18 protein-coding genes are annotated in these 19,763 nt (G+C 52.5%); 9 read left to right on the plus strand and 9 right to left on the minus strand.

Going from position 1 to position 19,763, the window contains the following annotated elements:
- The first annotated feature begins 148 nt into the window (after positions 1-148).
- The gene (ompA, locus tag OGV38_RS04160; RefSeq protein WP_047414154.1) at positions 149-1,207 is read left to right on the plus strand and encodes a porin OmpA; all 1,059 of its coding nucleotides are present in this window, start codon (positions 149-151) and stop codon (positions 1,205-1,207) included.
- 98 nt (positions 1,208-1,305) lie between these two features.
- Here ompA and matP read toward each other — a convergent pair whose 3' ends face one another.
- Positions 1,306-1,758, minus strand: coding sequence for a macrodomain Ter protein MatP (gene matP / locus OGV38_RS04165; RefSeq protein ID WP_016152480.1), 453 nt, complete (start codon positions 1,756-1,758; stop codon positions 1,306-1,308).
- Positions 1,759-1,943: 185 nt separating this feature from the next.
- On the opposite strand from matP, the gene OGV38_RS04170 reads away from it, so the two are divergent.
- Both OGV38_RS04170 and fabA read left to right on the plus strand, forming a co-directional pair.
- The gene (locus OGV38_RS04170) at positions 1,944-3,704 is read left to right on the plus strand and encodes an AAA family ATPase (protein ID WP_286472964.1); all 1,761 of its coding nucleotides are present in this window, start codon (positions 1,944-1,946) and stop codon (positions 3,702-3,704) included.
- 68 nt (positions 3,705-3,772) lie between these two features.
- Entirely contained in the window at positions 3,773-4,291 is a 519-nt protein-coding gene (gene fabA, locus OGV38_RS04175) for a bifunctional 3-hydroxydecanoyl-ACP dehydratase/trans-2-decenoyl-ACP isomerase (protein WP_003035875.1), read from the plus strand.
- 107 nt (positions 4,292-4,398) lie between these two features.
- Here fabA and rmf read toward each other — a convergent pair whose 3' ends face one another.
- From rmf to rlmKL, 6 genes are all read right to left on the minus strand, one after another.
- Complete coding sequence (rmf, locus tag OGV38_RS04180; RefSeq protein ID WP_003035871.1) at positions 4,399-4,566, minus strand: ribosome modulation factor; 168 nt, start codon at positions 4,564-4,566, stop codon at positions 4,399-4,401.
- Between the two features lie 258 nt (positions 4,567-4,824).
- The gene (pqiC, locus tag OGV38_RS04185) at positions 4,825-5,388 is read right to left on the minus strand and encodes a membrane integrity-associated transporter subunit PqiC (protein WP_016152478.1); all 564 of its coding nucleotides are present in this window, start codon (positions 5,386-5,388) and stop codon (positions 4,825-4,827) included.
- Positions 5,385-7,025 (minus strand): intermembrane transport protein PqiB, encoded by a 1,641-nt coding sequence (gene pqiB, locus OGV38_RS04190; RefSeq protein WP_003836843.1) that lies wholly within the window; start codon positions 7,023-7,025, stop codon positions 5,385-5,387. Before pqiB ends, pqiC begins: the two co-directional genes overlap by 4 nt.
- 4 nt (positions 7,026-7,029) lie before the next feature.
- Positions 7,030-8,277 (minus strand): membrane integrity-associated transporter subunit PqiA, encoded by a 1,248-nt coding sequence (pqiA, locus tag OGV38_RS04195; RefSeq protein ID WP_019076412.1) that lies wholly within the window; start codon positions 8,275-8,277, stop codon positions 7,030-7,032.
- Positions 8,278-8,292: 15 nt separating this feature from the next.
- Positions 8,293-10,200, minus strand: coding sequence for an ABC transporter ATP-binding protein (locus tag OGV38_RS04200; protein ID WP_016152476.1), 1,908 nt, complete (start codon positions 10,198-10,200; stop codon positions 8,293-8,295).
- Positions 10,201-10,212: 12 nt separating this feature from the next.
- The gene (rlmKL, locus tag OGV38_RS04205; RefSeq protein WP_016152475.1) at positions 10,213-12,321 is read right to left on the minus strand and encodes a bifunctional 23S rRNA (guanine(2069)-N(7))-methyltransferase RlmK/23S rRNA (guanine(2445)-N(2))-methyltransferase RlmL; all 2,109 of its coding nucleotides are present in this window, start codon (positions 12,319-12,321) and stop codon (positions 10,213-10,215) included.
- A 98-nt stretch (positions 12,322-12,419) separates the two neighbouring features.
- Between rlmKL and OGV38_RS04210 the strand changes: the two genes are divergently transcribed.
- Positions 12,420-13,526 (plus strand): YcbX family protein, encoded by a 1,107-nt coding sequence (locus tag OGV38_RS04210; protein WP_049271481.1) that lies wholly within the window; start codon positions 12,420-12,422, stop codon positions 13,524-13,526.
- Here the strand turns inward: OGV38_RS04210 and zapC are convergent.
- Complete coding sequence (gene zapC / locus OGV38_RS04215; RefSeq protein WP_016152473.1) at positions 13,523-14,065, minus strand: cell division protein ZapC; 543 nt, start codon at positions 14,063-14,065, stop codon at positions 13,523-13,525. The genes OGV38_RS04210 and zapC overlap by 4 nt on opposite strands.
- A 165-nt stretch (positions 14,066-14,230) precedes the next feature.
- Positions 14,231-15,241, minus strand: coding sequence for a quinone-dependent dihydroorotate dehydrogenase (gene pyrD / locus OGV38_RS04220; protein ID WP_016152472.1), 1,011 nt, complete (start codon positions 15,239-15,241; stop codon positions 14,231-14,233).
- Positions 15,242-15,483: 242 nt separating this feature from the next.
- On the opposite strand from pyrD, the gene ssuE reads away from it, so the two are divergent.
- From ssuE to ssuB, 5 genes are read left to right on the plus strand one after another with little or no spacing between them, the layout of a single operon-like run.
- Positions 15,484-16,059: an NADPH-dependent FMN reductase gene (gene ssuE, locus OGV38_RS04225; protein ID WP_137367145.1), complete on the plus strand. Its 576-nt coding sequence runs from the start codon at positions 15,484-15,486 to the stop codon at positions 16,057-16,059.
- On the plus strand, positions 16,052-17,026 hold the full coding sequence (locus OGV38_RS04230) for a sulfonate ABC transporter substrate-binding protein (protein ID WP_016156132.1): 975 nt from the start codon (positions 16,052-16,054) through the stop codon (positions 17,024-17,026). The genes ssuE and OGV38_RS04230 overlap by 8 nt, the downstream gene beginning before the upstream one ends.
- Complete coding sequence (gene ssuD / locus OGV38_RS04235; protein WP_286472965.1) at positions 17,023-18,168, plus strand: FMNH2-dependent alkanesulfonate monooxygenase; 1,146 nt, start codon at positions 17,023-17,025, stop codon at positions 18,166-18,168. Before OGV38_RS04230 ends, ssuD begins: the two co-directional genes overlap by 4 nt.
- Before the next feature lie 11 nt (positions 18,169-18,179).
- Complete coding sequence (gene ssuC / locus OGV38_RS04240) at positions 18,180-18,971, plus strand: aliphatic sulfonate ABC transporter permease SsuC (RefSeq protein WP_286472966.1); 792 nt, start codon at positions 18,180-18,182, stop codon at positions 18,969-18,971.
- On the plus strand, positions 18,968-19,735 hold the full coding sequence (gene ssuB, locus OGV38_RS04245; protein ID WP_049042117.1) for an aliphatic sulfonates ABC transporter ATP-binding protein: 768 nt from the start codon (positions 18,968-18,970) through the stop codon (positions 19,733-19,735). The genes ssuC and ssuB overlap by 4 nt, the downstream gene beginning before the upstream one ends.
- The last annotated feature ends 28 nt before the right edge of the window (positions 19,736-19,763 follow it).

A 19,763-nucleotide genomic window follows, 5' to 3' on the forward strand; every position in this document is an offset into this window, starting at 1 on the left:
TAGACTTTACATCGCCAGGGGTGCTCGGCATAAGCCGTAGATATCGGTAGAGTAACTATTGAACTGGTCCCCGGGTGAAGGATTTAACCGTGTTATCTCTCTTCGGAGATATTCATGGCGAATTTTGGATGATAACGAGGCGCAAAAAATGAAAAAGACAGCTATCGCAATTGCAGTGGCACTGGCTGGTTTCGCTACCGTGGCGCAGGCCGCTCCGAAAGATAACACCTGGTACACTGGTGCTAAACTGGGCTGGTCTCAGTACCATGATATTGGCAACAACCAGATCAACAACTCCGGTCCTACCCACGAAAGCCAACTGGGTGCTGGTGCATTCGGTGGTTACCAGGTTAACCCGTACGTTGGTTTCGAAATGGGTTACGACTGGTTAGGTCGTATGCCGTACAAAGGCGCCACCGATGCTACCCACAATAATGGCGCTTTCAAAGCTCAGGGCGTTCAGCTGACCGCTAAACTGGGTTACCCAATCACTGACGATCTGGACGTTTATACCCGTCTGGGTGGTATGGTTTGGCGTGCAGACGCTAAAAACAACCAAGGCTTCAAAGACCACGACACTGGTGTTTCCCCAGTATTCGCAGGTGGCGTAGAGTATGCAATTACTCCTGAAATCGCTACCCGTCTGGAATACCAGTGGACCAACAACATAGGTGACGCGAACACCGTTGGCGGTCGTCCGGATAACGGTCTGTTGAGCGTTGGTGTTTCCTACCGTTTCGGTCAGCAGGAAGAAGCAGCTCCAGTAGTTGTTGCTCCGGCTCCGGCTCCAGAAGTACAGACCAAACACTTCACTCTGAAGTCTGACGTTCTGTTCAACTTCAACAAAGCAACTCTGAAACCAGAAGGCCAGCAGGCTCTGGATCAGATGTACAGCCAGCTGAGCAACCTGGATCCGAAAGACGGTTCCGTAGTGGTTCTGGGCTTCACTGACCGCATCGGTTCTGACGCTTACAACCAGGGTCTGTCCGAGAAACGTGCTCAGTCCGTTGTTGATTACCTGATCTCTAAAGGTATTCCTTCTGACAAAATCTCTGCACGTGGCATGGGCGAATCCAACCCGGTTACTGGCAACACCTGTGACAACGTGAAAGCTCGCGCTGCACTGATCGACTGCCTGGCTCCGGATCGTCGTGTTGAGATCGAAGTTAAAGGTATCAAAGACGTTGTAACTCAGCCTCAGGCTTAAGTTATCGTCTTATGAAAAAAACCCGCTTTGCGGGGTTTTTTTTTCACTTTTTATCAATCAAAGCACGCCTGTACACAACACATTTAGCCATTCTGTGGTTATTCTTTTCCCAGCAGCGCCTGTAAATCCTGCTTCAATGTCGACATTTTATTCGCGTACTTCTCTTTATGCTCTGCGTCTTCAATCAGTTGCACAATGGTTTCAGAAAGCGTTTTGCCGCGCCGCTGCGCAAGCCCCGCTAAGCGCTGCCAGACCATAAATTCCAGATCGATAGATTTCTTTCGCGTATGCTGATGCTCCGCGTTAAAGTGCCGCTTACGCCTCGCCCGTATGGTTTGTTTCATACGATTTAGCAGCGCAGAGTTCATGTGTTCTTCAATCCAGGTATTGACCCGAACCGGTTCATTTTCGAGGGTTAGCAACAAATCAACGGCTTCTTCGGCAGCGCTGGCCTCTACGTAACGGGTGATTAATTCCCCCTCACGATGCTTCTTCACCAGATACTTCCATTTCCAGCCGCTTTCAAGGTTTTCAAGTTGTTGATATTTCATTGCGATCTCAATGTTACCGTGTAACTCTTATCAGAATATCAGCTTTTTCGGCATCTGAAGAAAAGAATATCCAGCCTGTGAACTGTCGCGCGTCATCGCATTCGTTTCACAGCGCTTTCCACGTGTGCAGTGATGATGGTTACGGTATAATCTCGTTTTTTACAACAGACTAAAAAACATCAACTTTGACCATTACGAAACTTGCATGGCGTGATCTGGTTCCTGACACCGATAGTTATCAGGAAGTATTTGCACAGCCGCACGTCACTGACGACACCGATACCTTACTTAGTGATACTCAGCCACGTTTACAATTTGCGCTAGAGCAGCTTCTTCAGCACTGGACGACGTCTTCGTTCATGCTGGTAAAAGCGCCGGAAGAGCTTGAGTACATCAACCTTATTGCACAGGCCGCGCGGCCTCTGCACTCGGATGCCGGAAGTCTCACCGGAGGTCATTATGATATCTCCGGTCACACTATCCGCTATCGTACAGCTGAGAAAGCAGAAGACAATTTTGCGACATTAACCCAGGTAGTCTGCGCTGACTGGGTTGAAGCCGAACAACTGTTTGGCTGTCTGCGTCAGTTCAACGGCGAAATTACCCTACAGCCAGGCCTTGTGCATCAGGCCAACGGTGGTGTGCTGGTTATTTCGTTGCGCACGCTACTGGCCCAACCGCTGCTGTGGATGCGCCTGAAAGCCATTGTCAGCCACGAGCGTTTTGACTGGGTAGCTTTTGATGAGTCTCGCCCGCTGCCCGTCTCCGTTCCACCTATGCCGCTTAAACTCAAAGTGGTATTAGTCGGTGAACGTGAATCACTGGCAGACTTCCAGGACATGGAGCCGGAGCTGGCTGAGCAGGCTATTTATAGCGAGTTTGAAGATAATCTGCAGATAGTGGATGCCGAAACCATGACGCAGTGGTGTCAGTGGGTAACACATACCGCTACGCGCAACAATTTGCCCTACCCGGCCCCTGATGCATGGCAAGTGCTGATCCGTGAAGCCGTTCGTTATACCGGCGAACAGGATACATTGCCGCTTAACCCGCTGTGGATCACCCGTCAGTTCAAAGAAGTGGCCCCGTTATGCGAGGGCGAAACCTGCAACGCTGAGCAGTTCAGCCTGATGCTAACCCAGCGTGAATGGCGGGAAGGTTTCCTCGCCGAACGAATGCAGGATGAGATCCTGCAGGAACAGATCCTGATCGAGACGGAAGGCGAGCGTATTGGCCAAATCAACGCCCTGTCGGTGATTGAATTTCCTGGTCACCCCCGCGCGTTTGGTGAGCCTTCTCGTATCAGCTGTGTGGTTCATATTGGCGACGGCGAATTTACGGATATTGAGCGCAAAGCCGAGCTTGGCGGAAATATTCATGCGAAGGGTATGATGATTATGCAGGCGTTCCTGATGTCGGAACTCCAGCTTGAGCAGCAAATCCCCTTCTCTGCCTCGCTGACCTTTGAGCAATCCTACAGCGAAGTGGACGGCGACGGCGCGTCCATGGCAGAACTTTGCGCATTGATTAGCGCCCTCGCCGACGTTCCTGTTAATCAAAGCATCGCCATTACCGGTTCTGTCGATCAGTTTGGTCGGGCACAACCTGTTGGTGGTCTGAACGAGAAAATTGAAGGCTTCTTCGCCATCTGTCAGCAGCGTGAGCTGACAGGCACACAGGGCGTTATCATTCCTTCAGCGAATGTCAGACACCTGAGCCTGCAGCCCGCTCTGCTACAGGCCGTAGAAGAAGAAAAATTCACTATCTGGGCGGTGGACGACGTGACCGATGCGCTGCCACTGTTATTAAATCTGGTGTGGGATGGTGAAGGCCAGACAACGCTGATGCAAACTATCCAGGAGCGTATTGCTACGGCAACGCAGCAGGAAGGTCGTCACCGTTTTCCCTGGCCGCTACGTTGGCTGAACTGGATTATTCCGAACTGATCGGACTTGTTCAGCGTACACGTGTTAGCTATCCTGCGTGCTTCAATAAAATAAGGCTTACAGAGAACATGGTAGATAAACGCGAATCCTATACAAAAGAAGACCTTCTTGCCTCTGGTCGCGGTGAGCTGTTTGGCGCAAAAGGGCCACAACTGCCTGCACCAAGCATGCTGATGATGGACCGTGTCATCAAGATGACCGAAACCGGCGGCAACTTTGACAAAGGTTATGTTGAAGCTGAACTGGATATCAACCCGGACCTGTGGTTCTTCGGATGCCACTTTATCGGCGATCCGGTGATGCCGGGCTGTTTGGGTCTGGATGCCATGTGGCAGCTGGTTGGATTCTATCTCGGCTGGCTGGGCGGCGAAGGTAAAGGCCGCGCGCTGGGCGTAGGCGAAGTTAAATTCACCGGCCAGGTTCTGCCGACTGCGAAGAAAGTGACTTACCGCATTCACTTCAAACGCATCGTTAATCGTCGCCTGATCATGGGCCTGGCTGATGGTGAAGTGCTGGTTGATGGTCGTCTAATCTATACCGCAAACGATCTGAAAGTGGGTCTGTTCCAGGACACTTCCGCGTTCTAATCCAGGTCAGCGTAGCCGCCAGACATTAACGTTTATTCGTCTTGTCTGGTGGGCAAAAAGGCGAAACCTCCGCTCTGCGGAGGTTTCTTTTATCTAAAGAGACAGAATCAGGCCATTAAAACCCTATCCCCCATGGCTTCTCGCCAGCCTCCCAGCCAGTATGACCTCTGATTCAGCGTCTGATAGGGACACATTTCTTTTGAGCGTCCGGCAATGCCGGCCTGATATCCACGTTGATGTGCCCGTTCCAGGCGATCTCGTTTTTGTCTCTTCATGCCTCGTTTCCCTCATCTTTTGGGTCTGGTGGAAAAGAAAACAGTGATTACTAAGTGTGCAATCACACTAAAACGAATACCCCTAAACATCAGGCTCGTCAATGCGCAAAATTCACGCCAGTGTCATATTTGTGAGCTACCCGCAAAATCATTTGTACAAAAATAGTCTGTCAGAACAGCTATCTCCACGGCTAAAAAAATAAAAAAAACCGCCCCGGGCATTGAACCAGGGGCGGCATAATTTACAATTATTTAAGCTTAAGGGATGCGTTTCAGCTCCTGAGCCATTGCCGTCGCTTCCTGGCTCCAGGCGTTGGCCAGAACCTTCACCATCTCATCGTAGCCGTCTTTAGTCTGTACAGCTTCGATGTGGAATGGACGCTTGATCAACTGCCCCTGGTGATTCAGCAGCCATTCACCGCTCACGATGACCTTACCATCGTACCGACCGTGGAAGCCGGTCACGGTAACGTTCAACGTGTCCTGAGTGCTTCCCAGCGGCTGCGAAGCGACAACCCAACCAGGCAACTGCATACTGAGGTTCGTAACCAGGGTATTGCGCAATTGCTGATCTAAGGGGCTGGCCCAGAGATTATTATTCGCTATCACATATTGCACATCGCTGGTCTGGTAAACCACCCCATTACCCGCCAGATAGTCCGGGACCGCAATCTGTTCAACCCACAGCAGACGGTTACCCTGGTTAGCGGAGCTCTGTACGCCCCCTTGCGCGATAGGAAGCTGGTAATAGCTTTTATTTTCTCCGCTGGAGCTGCATGACGTCAGCCAGACCGCCATCATCGCCACTAGCCACTTTTTCATTGTTTCGCCCTCTTCGGCTCTGGATCTTTTTTGTCCTTCGCTTCAAATACCAGCGCATTGCTCTTATCGTTCAACGTCTTCAGTACCGGTTGCAGTTCTCGCAGCACCTGATCAAGACGCTGCATATCCGCCACCATCTTGTTGTAGGCGGCGGAACCCGGCTGGAAGCCCTGCATACTACGGTTCAGTTCGCGCAGCGTGTTCTGCATATCCGCCGGAAGATCCTGCATCGACTGACTGGACGTGATCTTATTCATGTTGTCCAGCGTGGTTTGCAGATGCTTCATCGTACGCTGGCTTTCCGACAACGTATTGGTCGCCTGCTCAATCATCGGGTTCAACGGCAGATTGTTAATCTTATCCAGCGCTTCCATCAGTCGCTGCTGGATCTGCGCCAGACCACCGCTCACGGTCGGAATAATTTGATAACCGTTAAATTCGCGCACACCGGTAATCGGCGGTTCTTTCGGGTAGAAGTCGAGATCGACATACAGAGCGCCAGTCACCAGGTTCCCGGTTTTCAGCGATGCCCGTAAGCCGCGTTTAAGCAATTCTGCCAGATGAGCGCCAACATCAGTATCTTCTCCCAGCTGTGCCTTCAGACGTTCTGGTTCGATACGTACCAGCACCGGAATACGGTAATCATTGTTGAAGACCTGACGCATATTCGGTGAGAAGAAAGGTACTTTGCTTACCGTACCCAAACGGATGCCACGGAATTCCAGTGGCGCGCCAGGCTGCAGGCCACGAATTGAATCTTTAAAGAACATCAGGTAATCAATATGATCGGTATACAGTGAATCCTGAATACTTTTTTGGTCGTCATAGAGATTAAACGCAGACTGTTGTGCGACCGGTTCGCCTTGTTCCAGCCCTTCTGGCACATCAAAACTTACGCCACCGCCAAACAGCGTGGAGAGAGATCCCATTTCCACGCGCATACCTGCCGAAGTAAGATCCACGGCGATCCCACTGTCCTTCCAGAAACGCACATTGCTGGTCACCAGACGATCGTTAGGCGCATTGATAAATAGCTGATAGCTAATCGTACGCTTTTGCGCATCAAATGTGCTGGTTTCAACCGAACCTACACGATAACCACGGAACAGAACCGGGTCGCCCGGGCTCAACTGACCGGCTTTTTTGCTGTCCAGAATCACACGGATCCCTTTCGCATCTGGCGGCGCCAGCGGCGGTGAATCCAGCAGTTGGTAATTTTCCAGCTTGCTGCCTTTATTGCCAGGCTGCAGTTCAATATAAGCCCCGGACAATAGCGTGCCGAGCCCACTGATACCTTCACGCCCAACCTGCGGCTTCACCACCCAAAAGACAGAATCTTTATGCAGCAGCTTTTCCATTCCGGAGTTAAGACGAGCTTTAATTTCCACATGGGTCAAATCATCAGTCAGGGTTGCGCTCTCGACGATGCCGACATCCACGCTGCGGCTCTTAATCGTCGTTTTGCCCCCTTCAATACCTTCGGCATTGGTGGTAATCAGCGTGACTTGTGGCCCCTGATGACTGTAGTGATAAAACAGGACCCACGCGCCAATGAGGGCAGTGACTATAGGGAATATCCACACGGGCGACCAGTTTTTTACCTTTTGCACTTTGGCTTCCCCACTTTTAGATTCCATGCTGTCAGGACTCCTCATGATCTGGTTCACGGTCCCACGACAGACGGGGATCAAATGTCATCGCAGAAAACATTGTCATAATGACGACTAAAGCAAACATCAAAGCACCCATTGCAGGATAAATGTTCATTAACCCTCCCATGCGCACCAGCGCAGAGAGTACGGCAATTACAAAAACGTCGATCATTGACCAGCGACCGACAAATTCTACAACCTCGTAAATTAAATGCATTCGTTCACTGTCGCGTTTGCCGTGCCCTTTGGCATCCCAACACAGCCAGGCAATGGCGATCATCTTCAACGTCGGCACCATAATACTGGCGATAAAGATAACCGCAGCCACCGGGTAAGAGCCTTCGCTCCAGATTAAAACCACGCCCTCGAGTATCGTTGAAGGCAGCTTTGACCCGAGCAGATCGGTGATCATGATCGGCAGAATATTGGCAGGAAGATAAAGCATGATCGACGTAAACAGTAATGCCAATGTCCATTGCAGACTGTTTTTACGTCGCACATAACCTTTCGTCTGACAGCGTGGGCATACCAGCTCGTCTGCCGGAAGAATAGCGGTGCAGCAGGAACAGGAACGCAATCCTTGTCGGATGCCGGGCACACCAGGCTTTAATTCCTGCTTAATGGCTGGCATAGGGGCAATATCATCCCACAGCCAACGGCGATCCACACACTGAAAAGCCCGCAACTGGAGCATACAAAACAAGCACCACGGGATGAAGCTGCTGCCCACGCCGATATCGCCGTAGGCCATCAGCTTAACAAAGCTCACCAACACGCCCGCGAGGAAAATTTCTGCCATTCCCCAGCTTTTTAACTGAAACAAAATACGCGCCAGCCATGTTTTAAGCCGCTCAGGCATATGAACCCGATTCACCAACAGCAAAATGGTCAACAAGCAAAAAGCGGGAACCAACTGAACGAATAAGATAAAGAAGGTACCGAGGCTGGCGTAATCTTCCGAAAAGAGAACGCTGGGGATTTGCAGCAGCGTCACTTCGCTGCTCACCCCCGCAACATTCATATTCACAAAGGGAAAGAGGTTTGACAAAAGCAGCATAAATAATGCTGCTAACGCATAGGCGGTAGGACGCTGCCGTGGCGCGTCCCACTCAACCGTTAACGTAGTGCCACATCGTGGACATGCCGCTTTCTGACCATGCTCAAGGCGAGGTAACGCCACCAGCATGTCACACTGCGAGCACAGAATATGCTTCGCGGCATGGTGATGTTCGCACATATGTGCTCCTTTAAATTATGCGCCGTTCTTCAAAGACTCAAGATACTCCCAGCGCTCAAAGGCTTGCTCAAGTTCTTGTTCAGCTTCGTTCAGATTAGCTAATACCTGTTGCGTTTGCTCATGCGGCTGACTGAAAAAAGCGGCGTCAGCTACCTGAGCTTGTAATGCTTCCAGTTTAGCTTCCAGTTCTTCAAGCAGCGCGGGGAGCAGCTCCAGTTCGCGCTGCAGTTTATAGCTTAGTTTGCTCGTGCTGCGTTTGACAATTTCTGCTTTAGGAGCAACGGTTTCCTCTGTTTTTTTCGCAACTGGCTGTTTAAACGCCACATACTGCGATTGCTGGCTGCGGGCATCATGATAACCGCCGACATAACGACCAATTTTACCGCCGCCTTCGAAGATCCAGCATTCGGTGACGGTATTATCCACAAACTGACGGTCGTGGCTCACCAGCAGCACGGTGCCCTGGTAGCTATCAATCAGCTCTTCAAGCAGTTCCAGCGTTTCGACGTCCAGATCGTTCGTTGGTTCATCGAGAATCAAAAGATTACTGGGTTTGAGAAAAAGACGCGCCAGCAGTAGGCGATTGCGTTCCCCACCAGAGAGCGCACGTACTGGCGTCATCGCCCGTTTCGGATGGAACAGGAAATCCTGGAGGTAGCCCAGCACATGGCGAGGTTTACCGTTAACCAGCACCTCTTGCTTACCCTCAGCAAGGTTGTCCATCACGGTTTTATCCGGATCCAGTTCGGCGCGGTGCTGATCGAAATACGCCACTTCCAGCTTCGTGCCGACGTGAATGCGTCCGCTATCAGCCTGAAGCTGACCTAACATTAGCTTCAGCAGCGTTGTTTTACCGCAGCCGTTAGGTCCAATTAGCGCAATCTTGTCGCTACGTTGCACCTGCGCGGAGAAATCTTTTACCAGTTGCTTTCCATCAACCTGGTAATCAACATTCTCCATTTCGAAGACAATCTTGCCAGAACGGCTCGCCTCTTCGACCTGCATCTTCGCCGTGCCCATCACTTCGCGACGTTCGCCACGCTCGCGACGCATGGCTTTCAGCGCCCGCACGCGGCCTTCATTACGGGTACGACGCGCTTTGATGCCCTGACGGATCCAGACTTCTTCCTGCGCCAGCTTGCGATCAAATTCCGCATTTTGGAGATCTTCCACCCGCAGCGCTTCTTCTTTATCCAGCAGATACTGATCGTAGTTCCCCGGATAGGTCACCAGCTTGCCGCGGTCGAGATCGACAATACGCGTCGCCATATTGCGAATAAATGAACGGTCGTGGGAAATGAAAATAATTGTCCCATTGAAGGATTTCAGGAACCCTTCCAGCCAGTCGATAGTTTCAATATCCAGGTGGTTAGTTGGTTCATCCAGCAGCAGTACGCGCGGGTTGCTCACTAACGCGCGGCCCAGCGCCGCCTTACGCAGCCAGCCGCCCGAAAGCGAAGAAAGCGCGGCGTTAGGATCCAGTCCCAGTTGCGCCAGCACTTCATTAATGCGGCTCTCGAGCTGCCACAGATTATGGTGATCGAGCATTTCCTGAACCCGCGCCATTTCATTCAGGTTTCTGTCGCTGGGATCGGTCATCACCAGGCGCGAAATATCGTGATAACGCTTCAGATATTCAGCCTGTTCCTCAATACCTTCGGCAACGAAGTCATAGACGCTGCCCTCAACATTACGCGGCGGATCCTGCTGCAGACGCGCCACAACCAGGTCCTGCTCATAAATAATACGCCCGTCGTCAAGACCCTGTTCACGGTTGAGGATCTTCATCAGCGTCGACTTACCTGCGCCATTACGGCCAACCAGACAGACGCGTTCGTTATCTTCGATATGCAGTTCTGCATTATCAAGAAGCGGCGCATCGCTGAACGACAGCCATGCACCATGCATACTGATCAATGACATTTATTTATCCTTTCAGGCTGCGGTAATCAGCCAGCAATTGTGGATCTGACGGTTACGGGCAAAGTCCTGGGAAAGCGTTTTTTGGGTGATTTCTTGTGCTTTTAATCCCAGTTCAGCCAGACCGTCGAGATCCATACGGAACCCACGCTTGTTGTTGGAGAACATGATCGTGCCGTCTTTACGCAGCAGACGTTTCAGATCTTTCATCAGCGCCAGATGATCGCGCTGTACATCAAACGAGTCTTCCATACGTTTTGAGTTAGAGAACGTCGGCGGATCGATGAAAATCAGATCAAACTGTTCATTGGCATCGCGCAGCCAGCCCAGGCAATCTGCCTGAATTAAACGGTGAGCGCGACCACTCAGGCCGTTCAGCCGCAGGTTACGCTCAGCCCACTCCAGGTAGGTACGCGACATATCAACCGTCGTGGTGCTACGCGCACCGCCCAGTCCGGCATGAACGCTGGCACTGCCAGTGTAGGAGAACAGGTTAAGGAAATCCTTACCTTTACTCATCTGGCCCAGCATGCGGCGCGCAATACGGTGATCGAGGAACAAACCGGTATCAAGATAGTCTGTCAGGTTGACCCACAGGCGCGCGTTGTACTCGCTTACCTCAATGAATTCACCCTTCTCATTCATCTTCTGATACTGGTTCTTCCCTTTCTGGCGCTCACGGGTTTTCAGCACCAGTTTATTTGGCGCGATTTCCAGGACCGACAACGTTGCGGCAATGATATCGAACAGACGTTGACGTGCTTTTTGCGCATCGACCGTCTTCGGCGGAGCGTATTCCTGAACCACGACCCACTCACCGTAACGGTCCACTGCAACGTTGTATTCCGGCAAGTCAGCATCATACAGGCGATAGCATTCAATTCCTTCCTGACGCGCCCATTTTTCCAGCTTCTTGATATTCTTGCGCAGGCGGTTGGCATAATCTTCCGCGACCGTGGCTGGCTTGCTGTCCGCAGTAGTCTCTGCAACGTGATAGTTTTTCTGTACGCAATCCAGCGGACCGTTTTTCGCTTTGAACTGCTTGTCAGCACGTAATTGCAGGCTGCTGAGCAAATCCGGAGAGGCGCTGAACAGCGACAAATTCCAGCCGCCAAACTGGTTTTTCATCGTACGGCCCAGCAAGCTATGCAGGGCAATCAGCGCCGGTTCGCTATCCAGACGTTCGCCGTAGGGCGGGTTACTGATCACCGTACCATACGGTCCCTTCGGCAGTGGATTACTCAGTTTGGCGACATCTTTAACGTCAAATGTCATCAGATCGGCAATACCTGCGCGGCGGGCGTTACTACGCGCTTTTTCAATCACGCGCGCATCGCTGTCGGAGCCATAGAAGTGCGAAGTATAGTCAGCAAGCCCCTTACGCGCACGCACCTGAGCTTCGGCTTTAACCTCTTGCCAGACGGCTTCATCGTGCTGTGCCCAACCGCTAAAGCCCCAGTACCCGCGATGCAGGCCCGGCGCGCGATCGGTTGCCCACATCGCCGCTTCAATCAGCAGCGTGCCGGAGCCGCACATCGGATCGAGTAACGGTGTGCCCGGCTGCCAGCCAGAACGCATAACAATAGCGGCGGCCAGCGTCTCTTTAATCGGCGCCTGACCCGCGCGATCGCGATAACCGCGCTGATGCAAACCGTCACCGCTCAGATCAAGTGCAATGCTGGCGGTATCTTTGTTCAACCAGACATTGATACGCAGATCCGGAGATTCACGATCCACATTCGGACGCGGCAGATTTTTGCGGGTAAATGCATCGACAATCGCATCCTTGACCTTCAGCGCGCCGTACTGGCTGTTACGAATGGTCTCGTTCAGGCCGCTAAAATGGACGGCAAACGTAGCTCCAGGATTAAATATCTCTGTCCAGTCGATTGCCTGAACGCCGAGGTACAGATCAAGATCGCTGTAGACCTTGCACTCTCCCATCGGCAGGATAATGCGCGAGGCCAGGCGGCTCCACATCAGGCTCTGGTAAACAAGCCGCGTGTCGCCCTTAAAATGGACCCCACCCTGAACGACCTGACACTCCAGCGCGCCGAGGTTTTCCAGTTCAGTTTTTAACAGCTCTTCCAGCCCACGGGCCGTACTGGCAAACAGAGAATTCATAATGTCACTTTTACTCCTAGAAAATTGCTGCGCATTATAGCTAATATGGGCTGTATGTCATAAAGTTGAAGGCTTATTTTCGTTCAAGGGGCTGTGCAGTGGTAACGTTGACCCGACTTTTTATTCATCCGGTGAAATCAATGCGTGGAATTGGACTCACGCACGCCCTGGCAGACGTGAGCGGTCTCGCCCTGGATCGTATATTTATGATTACCGAACCCGACGGGACGTTCATTACCGCCCGACAGTTCCCGCAAATGGTCCGCTTTACCCCTTCCCCTTTCCACGATGGACTTCATCTCACGGCTCCAGACGGCAGCAGCGCGCTCGTGCGATTCGCAGACTTCGCCACCCAGGATGCGCCGACTGAAGTGTGGGGAAATCATTTTACCGCGCGTATTGCGCCAGCGGCTATCAACCTGTGGCTGAGCGGCTTTTTCTCCCGTGACGTGCAGTTGCGCTGGGTGGGTCCGCAACTGACACGCCGGGTGAAGCGCCACGCTGATGTTCCTTTGTCCTTTGCCGATGGTTATCCCTACCTGCTGGCCAACGAAGCATCTCTGCGCGATGTGCAACAGCGCTGTCCGGCAGGCGTCAAAATGGAACAGTTTCGCCCCAATCTGGTGGTTTCGGGGGCTGACGCCTGGGCAGAAGACACCTGGAAAGTGATTCGCATTGGCGACGTCATTTTTGATGTGGCAAAACCCTGTAGCCGCTGCATTTTCACTACCGTTAGCCCAGAAAAAGGCCAGAAACATCCGTCTGGCGAGCCGCTCGCCACGCTGCAAACCTTCCGGACAGCGGTGGATAACGGCGACGTCGATTTCGGCCAGAATCTTATCGCACGCAACAGTGGCGTTATTCGCGTCGGCGATGAGGTAGAGATTTTGGCAACCGGTCCCGCCAGAGCTTACGGTGCGGCGGAGCCAGACGATACCGCACAGGAACAACAACCCGATGCCACGGTACTTATTGACTGGCAGGGCCAGACCTTTCGCGGAAATAATCAGCAGGTATTGCTTGAACAGCTGGAAAACCAGGGTATCAGGGTGCCCTATTCATGCCGGGCAGGAATTTGCGGATGCTGTCGAATTCGACTGTTGGAAGGCGAAGTTAGTCCGCTGAAAAAATCAGCGATTGGGGATGACGGGACGATTCTGTGCTGCAGTTGCGTTCCCAAAACGACAATCAGGCTGGAGAGTTAAACCGCCTGCTCAAGGCTGAAACTGTCGGCAATAACCTGCGGTTTCAGTCTGTCATTCATTATTTTAATCGCGTCGCCAAGCTGCATTGTGCGCCCGGCAATAACCACACCAGGTTGTGCAAGCAGACAAAGCGCGGCATTTTCACCCGGTTCAACCACTAACAGGTTTACCTGTTCATCCGTATCGCTTAAATCCACACAAGCAGCATCCCCCACGACTGGCGACCAGTTAATACCGTGTGCGACAAAGTGCCAGCTTTTTGGCATTTGCGGTTTAAGGTAACGAATCGCCACCAGCGCATTAAGCACCAGTTCCGCCTTTTGCTCTTTGGCTAAATCCAGGTAGCGACATTTTTCTTCAAACGAAAAATAAAGCGCGGCGTCATCAACACAAAAACCCGACGGAGAAAATGCATCTGGAGTGAGCATTTTACGAGCAAAACGCGAACGGAATAACATGCCATTGGCCAAATCGAGCATCATACGATCGTGCTCTTCATCATAATACCAGCGCCAGTTATCGTCGGGTTTAATTCGCATCAGTTTCTCTCCTTTCCTTAATCATCACCATTACGACAGTATCCTTTTGCCGCTTCGTTTATTGCCTTAATAATAAAAGCTCAGAATGTTTAAATAAGCAACAGTAAAGGAATATAAAACAACCAGGGCCAGAAATAAAGCCCTGGATTGTGATTAAGGTAGCATTCAGATATTGGTGACGATTTCTTTAATCAACGGTGGGCCTTTAAAAATAAAGCCCGAATAAATCTGTACCAGGGAAGCACCGGCAGCTATTTTCTCACGCGCCGCGATTACTGAGTCGATACCACCAACCCCAATAATCGGCAGCTGACCTTTTAATTCCTGAGACAACTGGCGAATAATTTCTGTACTTTTTAATTGTAACGGTCGACCGCTCAGGCCACCCATTTGATCGCAATTTTTCATTCCCTGAACGAGAGAACGATCGAGAGTGGTGTTAGTCGCAATTACGCCATCAATATTATGACGAACTAAACTGTCAGCAACCTGGATCAGTTCTTCCACAGAAAGATCCGGGGCGATCTTAACCGCCACTGGAACATATTTATGGTGGATCGCTTGCAGATCATTTTGCTTATTTTTAATTGCCGTCAGAAGATCATCCAGCGCCTCACCATATTGCAGCGTACGTAATCCCGGCGTATTCGGTGAAGAGATATTAATCGCGATATAACCAGCATAAGCATAGACTTTTTCCATACAAATCAGATAGTCATCTTTGCCGTTCTCTACCGGAGTATCTTTATTCTTACCAATATTAATCCCCAGAATACCGTCAAAATGCGATTTTTTAACGTTCTCAACCAGGTTATCAACCCCCAGGTTATTAAACCCCATGCGGTTGATCAAACCTTCTGCATCGACCAGACGAAACAGACGTGGTTTATCATTACCCGGCTGAGGACGCGGCGTCACGGTACCAATCTCAATGGAACCAAATCCCATCGCGCCGAGCGCATCAATGCACTCCCCGTCTTTATCCAGTCCGGCAGCAAGCCCGAGTGGATTTTTAAACGTCAGCCCCATACAGGTAACCGGTTTTGCGGGTACTTTCTGGCGGACAAGCGCTTCGAGCGGCGTGCCGGTAATGCGACGTAATTGCTGGAATGTCAATTCATGAGCGCGCTCTGGATCGAGCTGGAAAAGGGCTTTACGAACGAAGGGGTAGTACATGAACTCTCCTGGATTCCCGGTGTGCAAACCGGGGGCGTATTATGTGCGATCGCGAGCAAAAAGGGAATTGACCTGCGGCAATAAATAGCAATCGTTTTCCTACTTCCTCCTTTTTATTCATTTTTCAACTTTTCTATCCCGTATAAATCATTTCGATAAACAAAGTCTCTCTGCCAGACTGCACAAATTGTTATCAATGTTAATCAAAAGCAAACAATTGGTTATAAGGGGAGAATGAAATTATGCGCGTCATCACTCTGGCGGGAAGCCCACGCTTTCCCTCTCGCTCCAGCGCGTTACTGGAATATGCCCGAGAAAAATTGAACGGCCAGGATGTCGAAGTCTTTCACTGGAACCTGCACAACTTTGCCCCGGAAGACCTGATCTATGCCCGTTTTGACAGTCCGGCGCTGAAGACTTTTATCGAACAACTGCAGAATGCAGACGGGCTGATTGTCGCAACGCCGGTCTACAAAGCCGCTTACTCTGGCGCACTGAAAACGCTGCTCGATCTGCTCCCCGAGCGGGCGCTGGAAGGAAAAGTGGTTTTGCCGCTGGCGACTGGCGGCAGCGTGGCGCATTTACTGGCCGTCGATTACGCGCTGAAACCGGTGCTGAGCGCGTTAAAGGCTCAGGAGATCCTGCACGGCGTGTTTGCCGATGATTCGCAGGTCATCGATTATCAGCATAAACCGCAGTTTACGCCCAACCTGCAGCAGCGCCTGGACAGTGCGCTCGACACTTTCTGGCTGGCGTTGCATCGTCGCGATCTCCAACTCCCGCAACTGAATGCCCTGCGAGGTGCCGCCCATGCTTAATCTGCTCAAGCGTCACACCCCATGGCTGGCATTAACCGGGCTGCTGTCCCTGTCATCCTTGGCGCATGCCGCAGAATCGGCTCCGGATGCCCTGCGCATTGGCTACCAGAAAGGAAGCGTCAGCATGGTGCTGGCAAAAAGTCATCAGCTACTGGAGAAACGTTACCCACAGACCAAAATCTCGTGGATTGAGTTCCCGGCTGGACCGCAAATGTTGGAAGCACTCAATATCGGCAGTATCGATCTCGGCAGTACCGGTGACATTCCGCCAATTTTCGCCCAGGCCGCCGGAGCCGATCTGGTTTATGTGGGCGTCGAACCGCCCAAACCGAAAGCCGAAGTGATTCTGGTGCCGAAAAATAGCCCGATCCAGAGCGTTGCGCAGCTCAAAGGGCATAAAGTCGCCTTCCAGAAAGGTTCCAGCGCCCACAATTTACTGCTCCGGGCGCTGCAACAGGCAGGGTTGAAATTTACCGATATTCAACCGACTTATCTGACCCCCGCCGATGCGCGAGCGGCCTTCCAGCAAGGAAACGTGGATGCGTGGGCTATCTGGGATCCCTACTATTCGGCCGCATTACTGCAAGGTGATGTGCGCGTGCTGAAAGACGGCTCAGACCTCAAGCAGACCGGTTCGTTTTATCTCGCTGCACGTCCTTATGCCGAAAAAAATAGCGCTTTTGTTCTTGGCGTACTGGATACCTTTAGCCAGGCGGATGCGTTAACTCTCAGCCAACGCCAGCAAAGCATTACTCTGCTGGCTAAAACCATGGGCCTGCCCGAGCCGGTAATTGCGTCTTATCTGGATCACCGTCCGCCAACCACCATTACGCCCGTCAGCGCCTCGGTTGCCGCCCTACAACAACAAACCGCGGATCTGTTTTATGACAACCGTCTGGTGCCGAAAAAAATCGATATTCGCCAGCGTATCTGGCAACCCACTCAGCAGGCAGGAGAAAAATTATGAGTCTGAACATGTTCTGGTTTTTACCCACCCACGGTGATGGTCATTATCTGGGGACGGAAGAAGGTTCGCGCCCGGTCGATCACGGTTATTTGCAACAAATTGCGCAAACAGCCGATCGCCTGGGATTTACCGGCGTTCTGATCCCAACCGGTCGCTCCTGTGAAGATGCCTGGCTGGTCGCCGCGTCGATGATCCCGGTCACCCAGCGATTAAAGTTTCTGGTCGCGCTTCGTCCAAGCGTAACCTCGCCGACGGTCGCCGCCCGCCAGGCTGCGACGCTCGACAGACTCTCTAACGGCCGGGCGTTATTCAACCTGGTAACCGGCAGCGATCCACAAAAGCTAGCGGGTGACGGCGTGTTCCTTGATCACACCGAGCGCTATGAAGCCTCTGCTGAATTCACTCAGGTCTGGCGGCGTTTGCTGCAAGGTGAAACCGTGGATTTCAACGGCAAACACATTCATGTCCGCGGGGCGAAACTGTTTTTCCCTCCTGTACAACAACCCCGGCCACCGCTTTATTTCGGCGGTTCGTCTGATGTTGCACAAGATCTTGCTGCCGAGCAGGTTGATCTCTATCTGACCTGGGGCGAGCCGCCTGAACAGGTGAAAGAGAAGATTGAACAGGTGCGGGCCAAAGCGGCGGCGCTCGGGCGCAAGATCCGCTTTGGTATTCGTCTGCATGTGATCGTCCGGGAGACAACGCAAGAGGCGTGGCAGGCAGCGGATCGTCTGATAGCCCATCTGGATGACGACACCATTGCCAAAGCCCAGGCCGCCTTCTCAAGAACGGATTCGGTTGGTCAGCAGCGAATGGCTGCACTGCACAACGGTAAACGCGACAAACTGGAAATCAGCCCGAACTTGTGGGCAGGAGTAGGACTGGTGCGCGGTGGCGCGGGTACCGCGCTGGTCGGAGATGGTCCGACGGTCGCGGCGCGTATCAACGAGTATGCCGCACTGGGAATCGACAGTTTTGTCTTGTCCGGGTATCCACATCTGGAAGAGGCATACAAGGTTGGCGAGCTGCTGTTCCCACATCTGGATGTCGCTATACCAGAAATTCCGCAGCCGCAGCGCCAGCATCAACAAGGCGAAGCGGTGGCAAACGAATTTATCCCACGCAAAATCGCGCAAAGCTAAGGAGCCTGCTGATGGCAACGCCGAAAAACAGGTGGTTACTGCGCCTCGCACCCTGGTTTTTACCGGTTGGGTTGGTCGCGCTCTGGCAGCTCGCATCATCAATGGGCTGGTTGTCCACCCGCATCCTGCCCTCTCCGGAGGGCGTTGTCGAAGCCTTCTGGACGCTTTCCGCCAGCGGCGAGCTTTGGCAGCATCTGGCGATCAGCTCCTGGCGCGCGCTGGTAGGCTTCTCCATCGGCGGATCGATTGGCCTGACGCTGGGACTGATTAGCGGTCTTTCGCGGTGGGGAGAACGCCTGCTGGATACTTCGGTGCAGATGCTGTGTAACGTGCCGCATCTGGCGCTGATCCCACTGGTGATTTTGTGGTTCGGCATTGATGAATCCGCCAAGATCTTTCTCGTCGCGCTGGGCACGCTTTTTCCGATTTACATCAACACCTGGCATGGGATCCGCAATATCGATCGCGGTCTGGTAGAGATGGCTCGCAGCTATGGGCTGTCTGGTTTTTCACTATTTATTCATGTGATCCTCCCCGGCGCCCTGCCCTCGATTATGGTTGGCGTGCGTTTTGCTCTCGGGCTGATGTGGTTGACGCTTATTGTCGCGGAAACCATTTCAGCCAATGCCGGCATTGGTTACCTGGCAATGAACGCCCGCGAATTTCTGCAAACCGATGTGGTCGTGGTGGCCATTATTCTCTACGCCCTGCTCGGCAAACTTGCCGACGTCAGCGCCCAATGGCTGGAGCGGATCTGGCTGCGCTGGAACCCGGCTTACCATGTGAAGGAGGCTACCGTATGAATACCGCTCGCCTGAACCAAGGCACGCCGCTTTTACTGAGTGCCGTGACGAAACAATACGCCGCCAATACGGTGCTCAATCAGTTAGATTTACACATTCAGGCCGGACAGTTTGTTGCCGTGGTTGGCCGCAGCGGGGGAGGAAAAAGCACGTTGCTGCGTCTGCTGGCTGGGCTGGAGTCTCCCACCTCAGGTGCATTACTTGCCGGAACCACCCCGCTGGCAGAAATTCAGGAGGATACGCGAATGATGTTTCAGGATGCGCGTCTGCTGCCCTGGAAGACGGTTATCGATAATGTGGGTCTGGGTCTGAAAGGTCACTGGCGCGATGCGGCCCGGGACGCGCTGGCCGCAGTTGGGCTGGAGAATCGTGCTCAGGAATGGCCTGCCGCCCTGTCCGGTGGACAAAAACAGCGCGTGGCCCTGGCGCGGGCATTAATTCATCGTCCCGGTCTGCTGCTGCTGGATGAACCCCTCGGTGCGCTGGATGCCTTAACCCGCCTTGAAATGCAGGAGCTGATTGTCTCTTTATGGCAAGAGCACGGCTTTACCGTACTGCTGGTCACCCATGACGTCAGTGAAGCGGTGGCAATGGCCGATCGCGTGTTGCTTATTGAAGATGGAAAAATCGGACTGGATTTAACGGTGGATATTGCGCGACCACGCCGGATTGGTTCGGTGCGTCTGGCAGAGCTGGAAGCAGAAGTGTTGAACCGGGTAATGCAGCGTAGCGAAATGGAACAGCCGATCCGCCGGCATGGATAAGCATTCAGAAAAATCAGGCCCAGTAAGC

The sequence above is a fragment of the Citrobacter sp. Cb080 genome, assembly GCF_030334745.1.
Classification (GTDB): Bacteria; Pseudomonadota; Gammaproteobacteria; order Enterobacterales; family Enterobacteriaceae; genus Citrobacter; species Citrobacter braakii.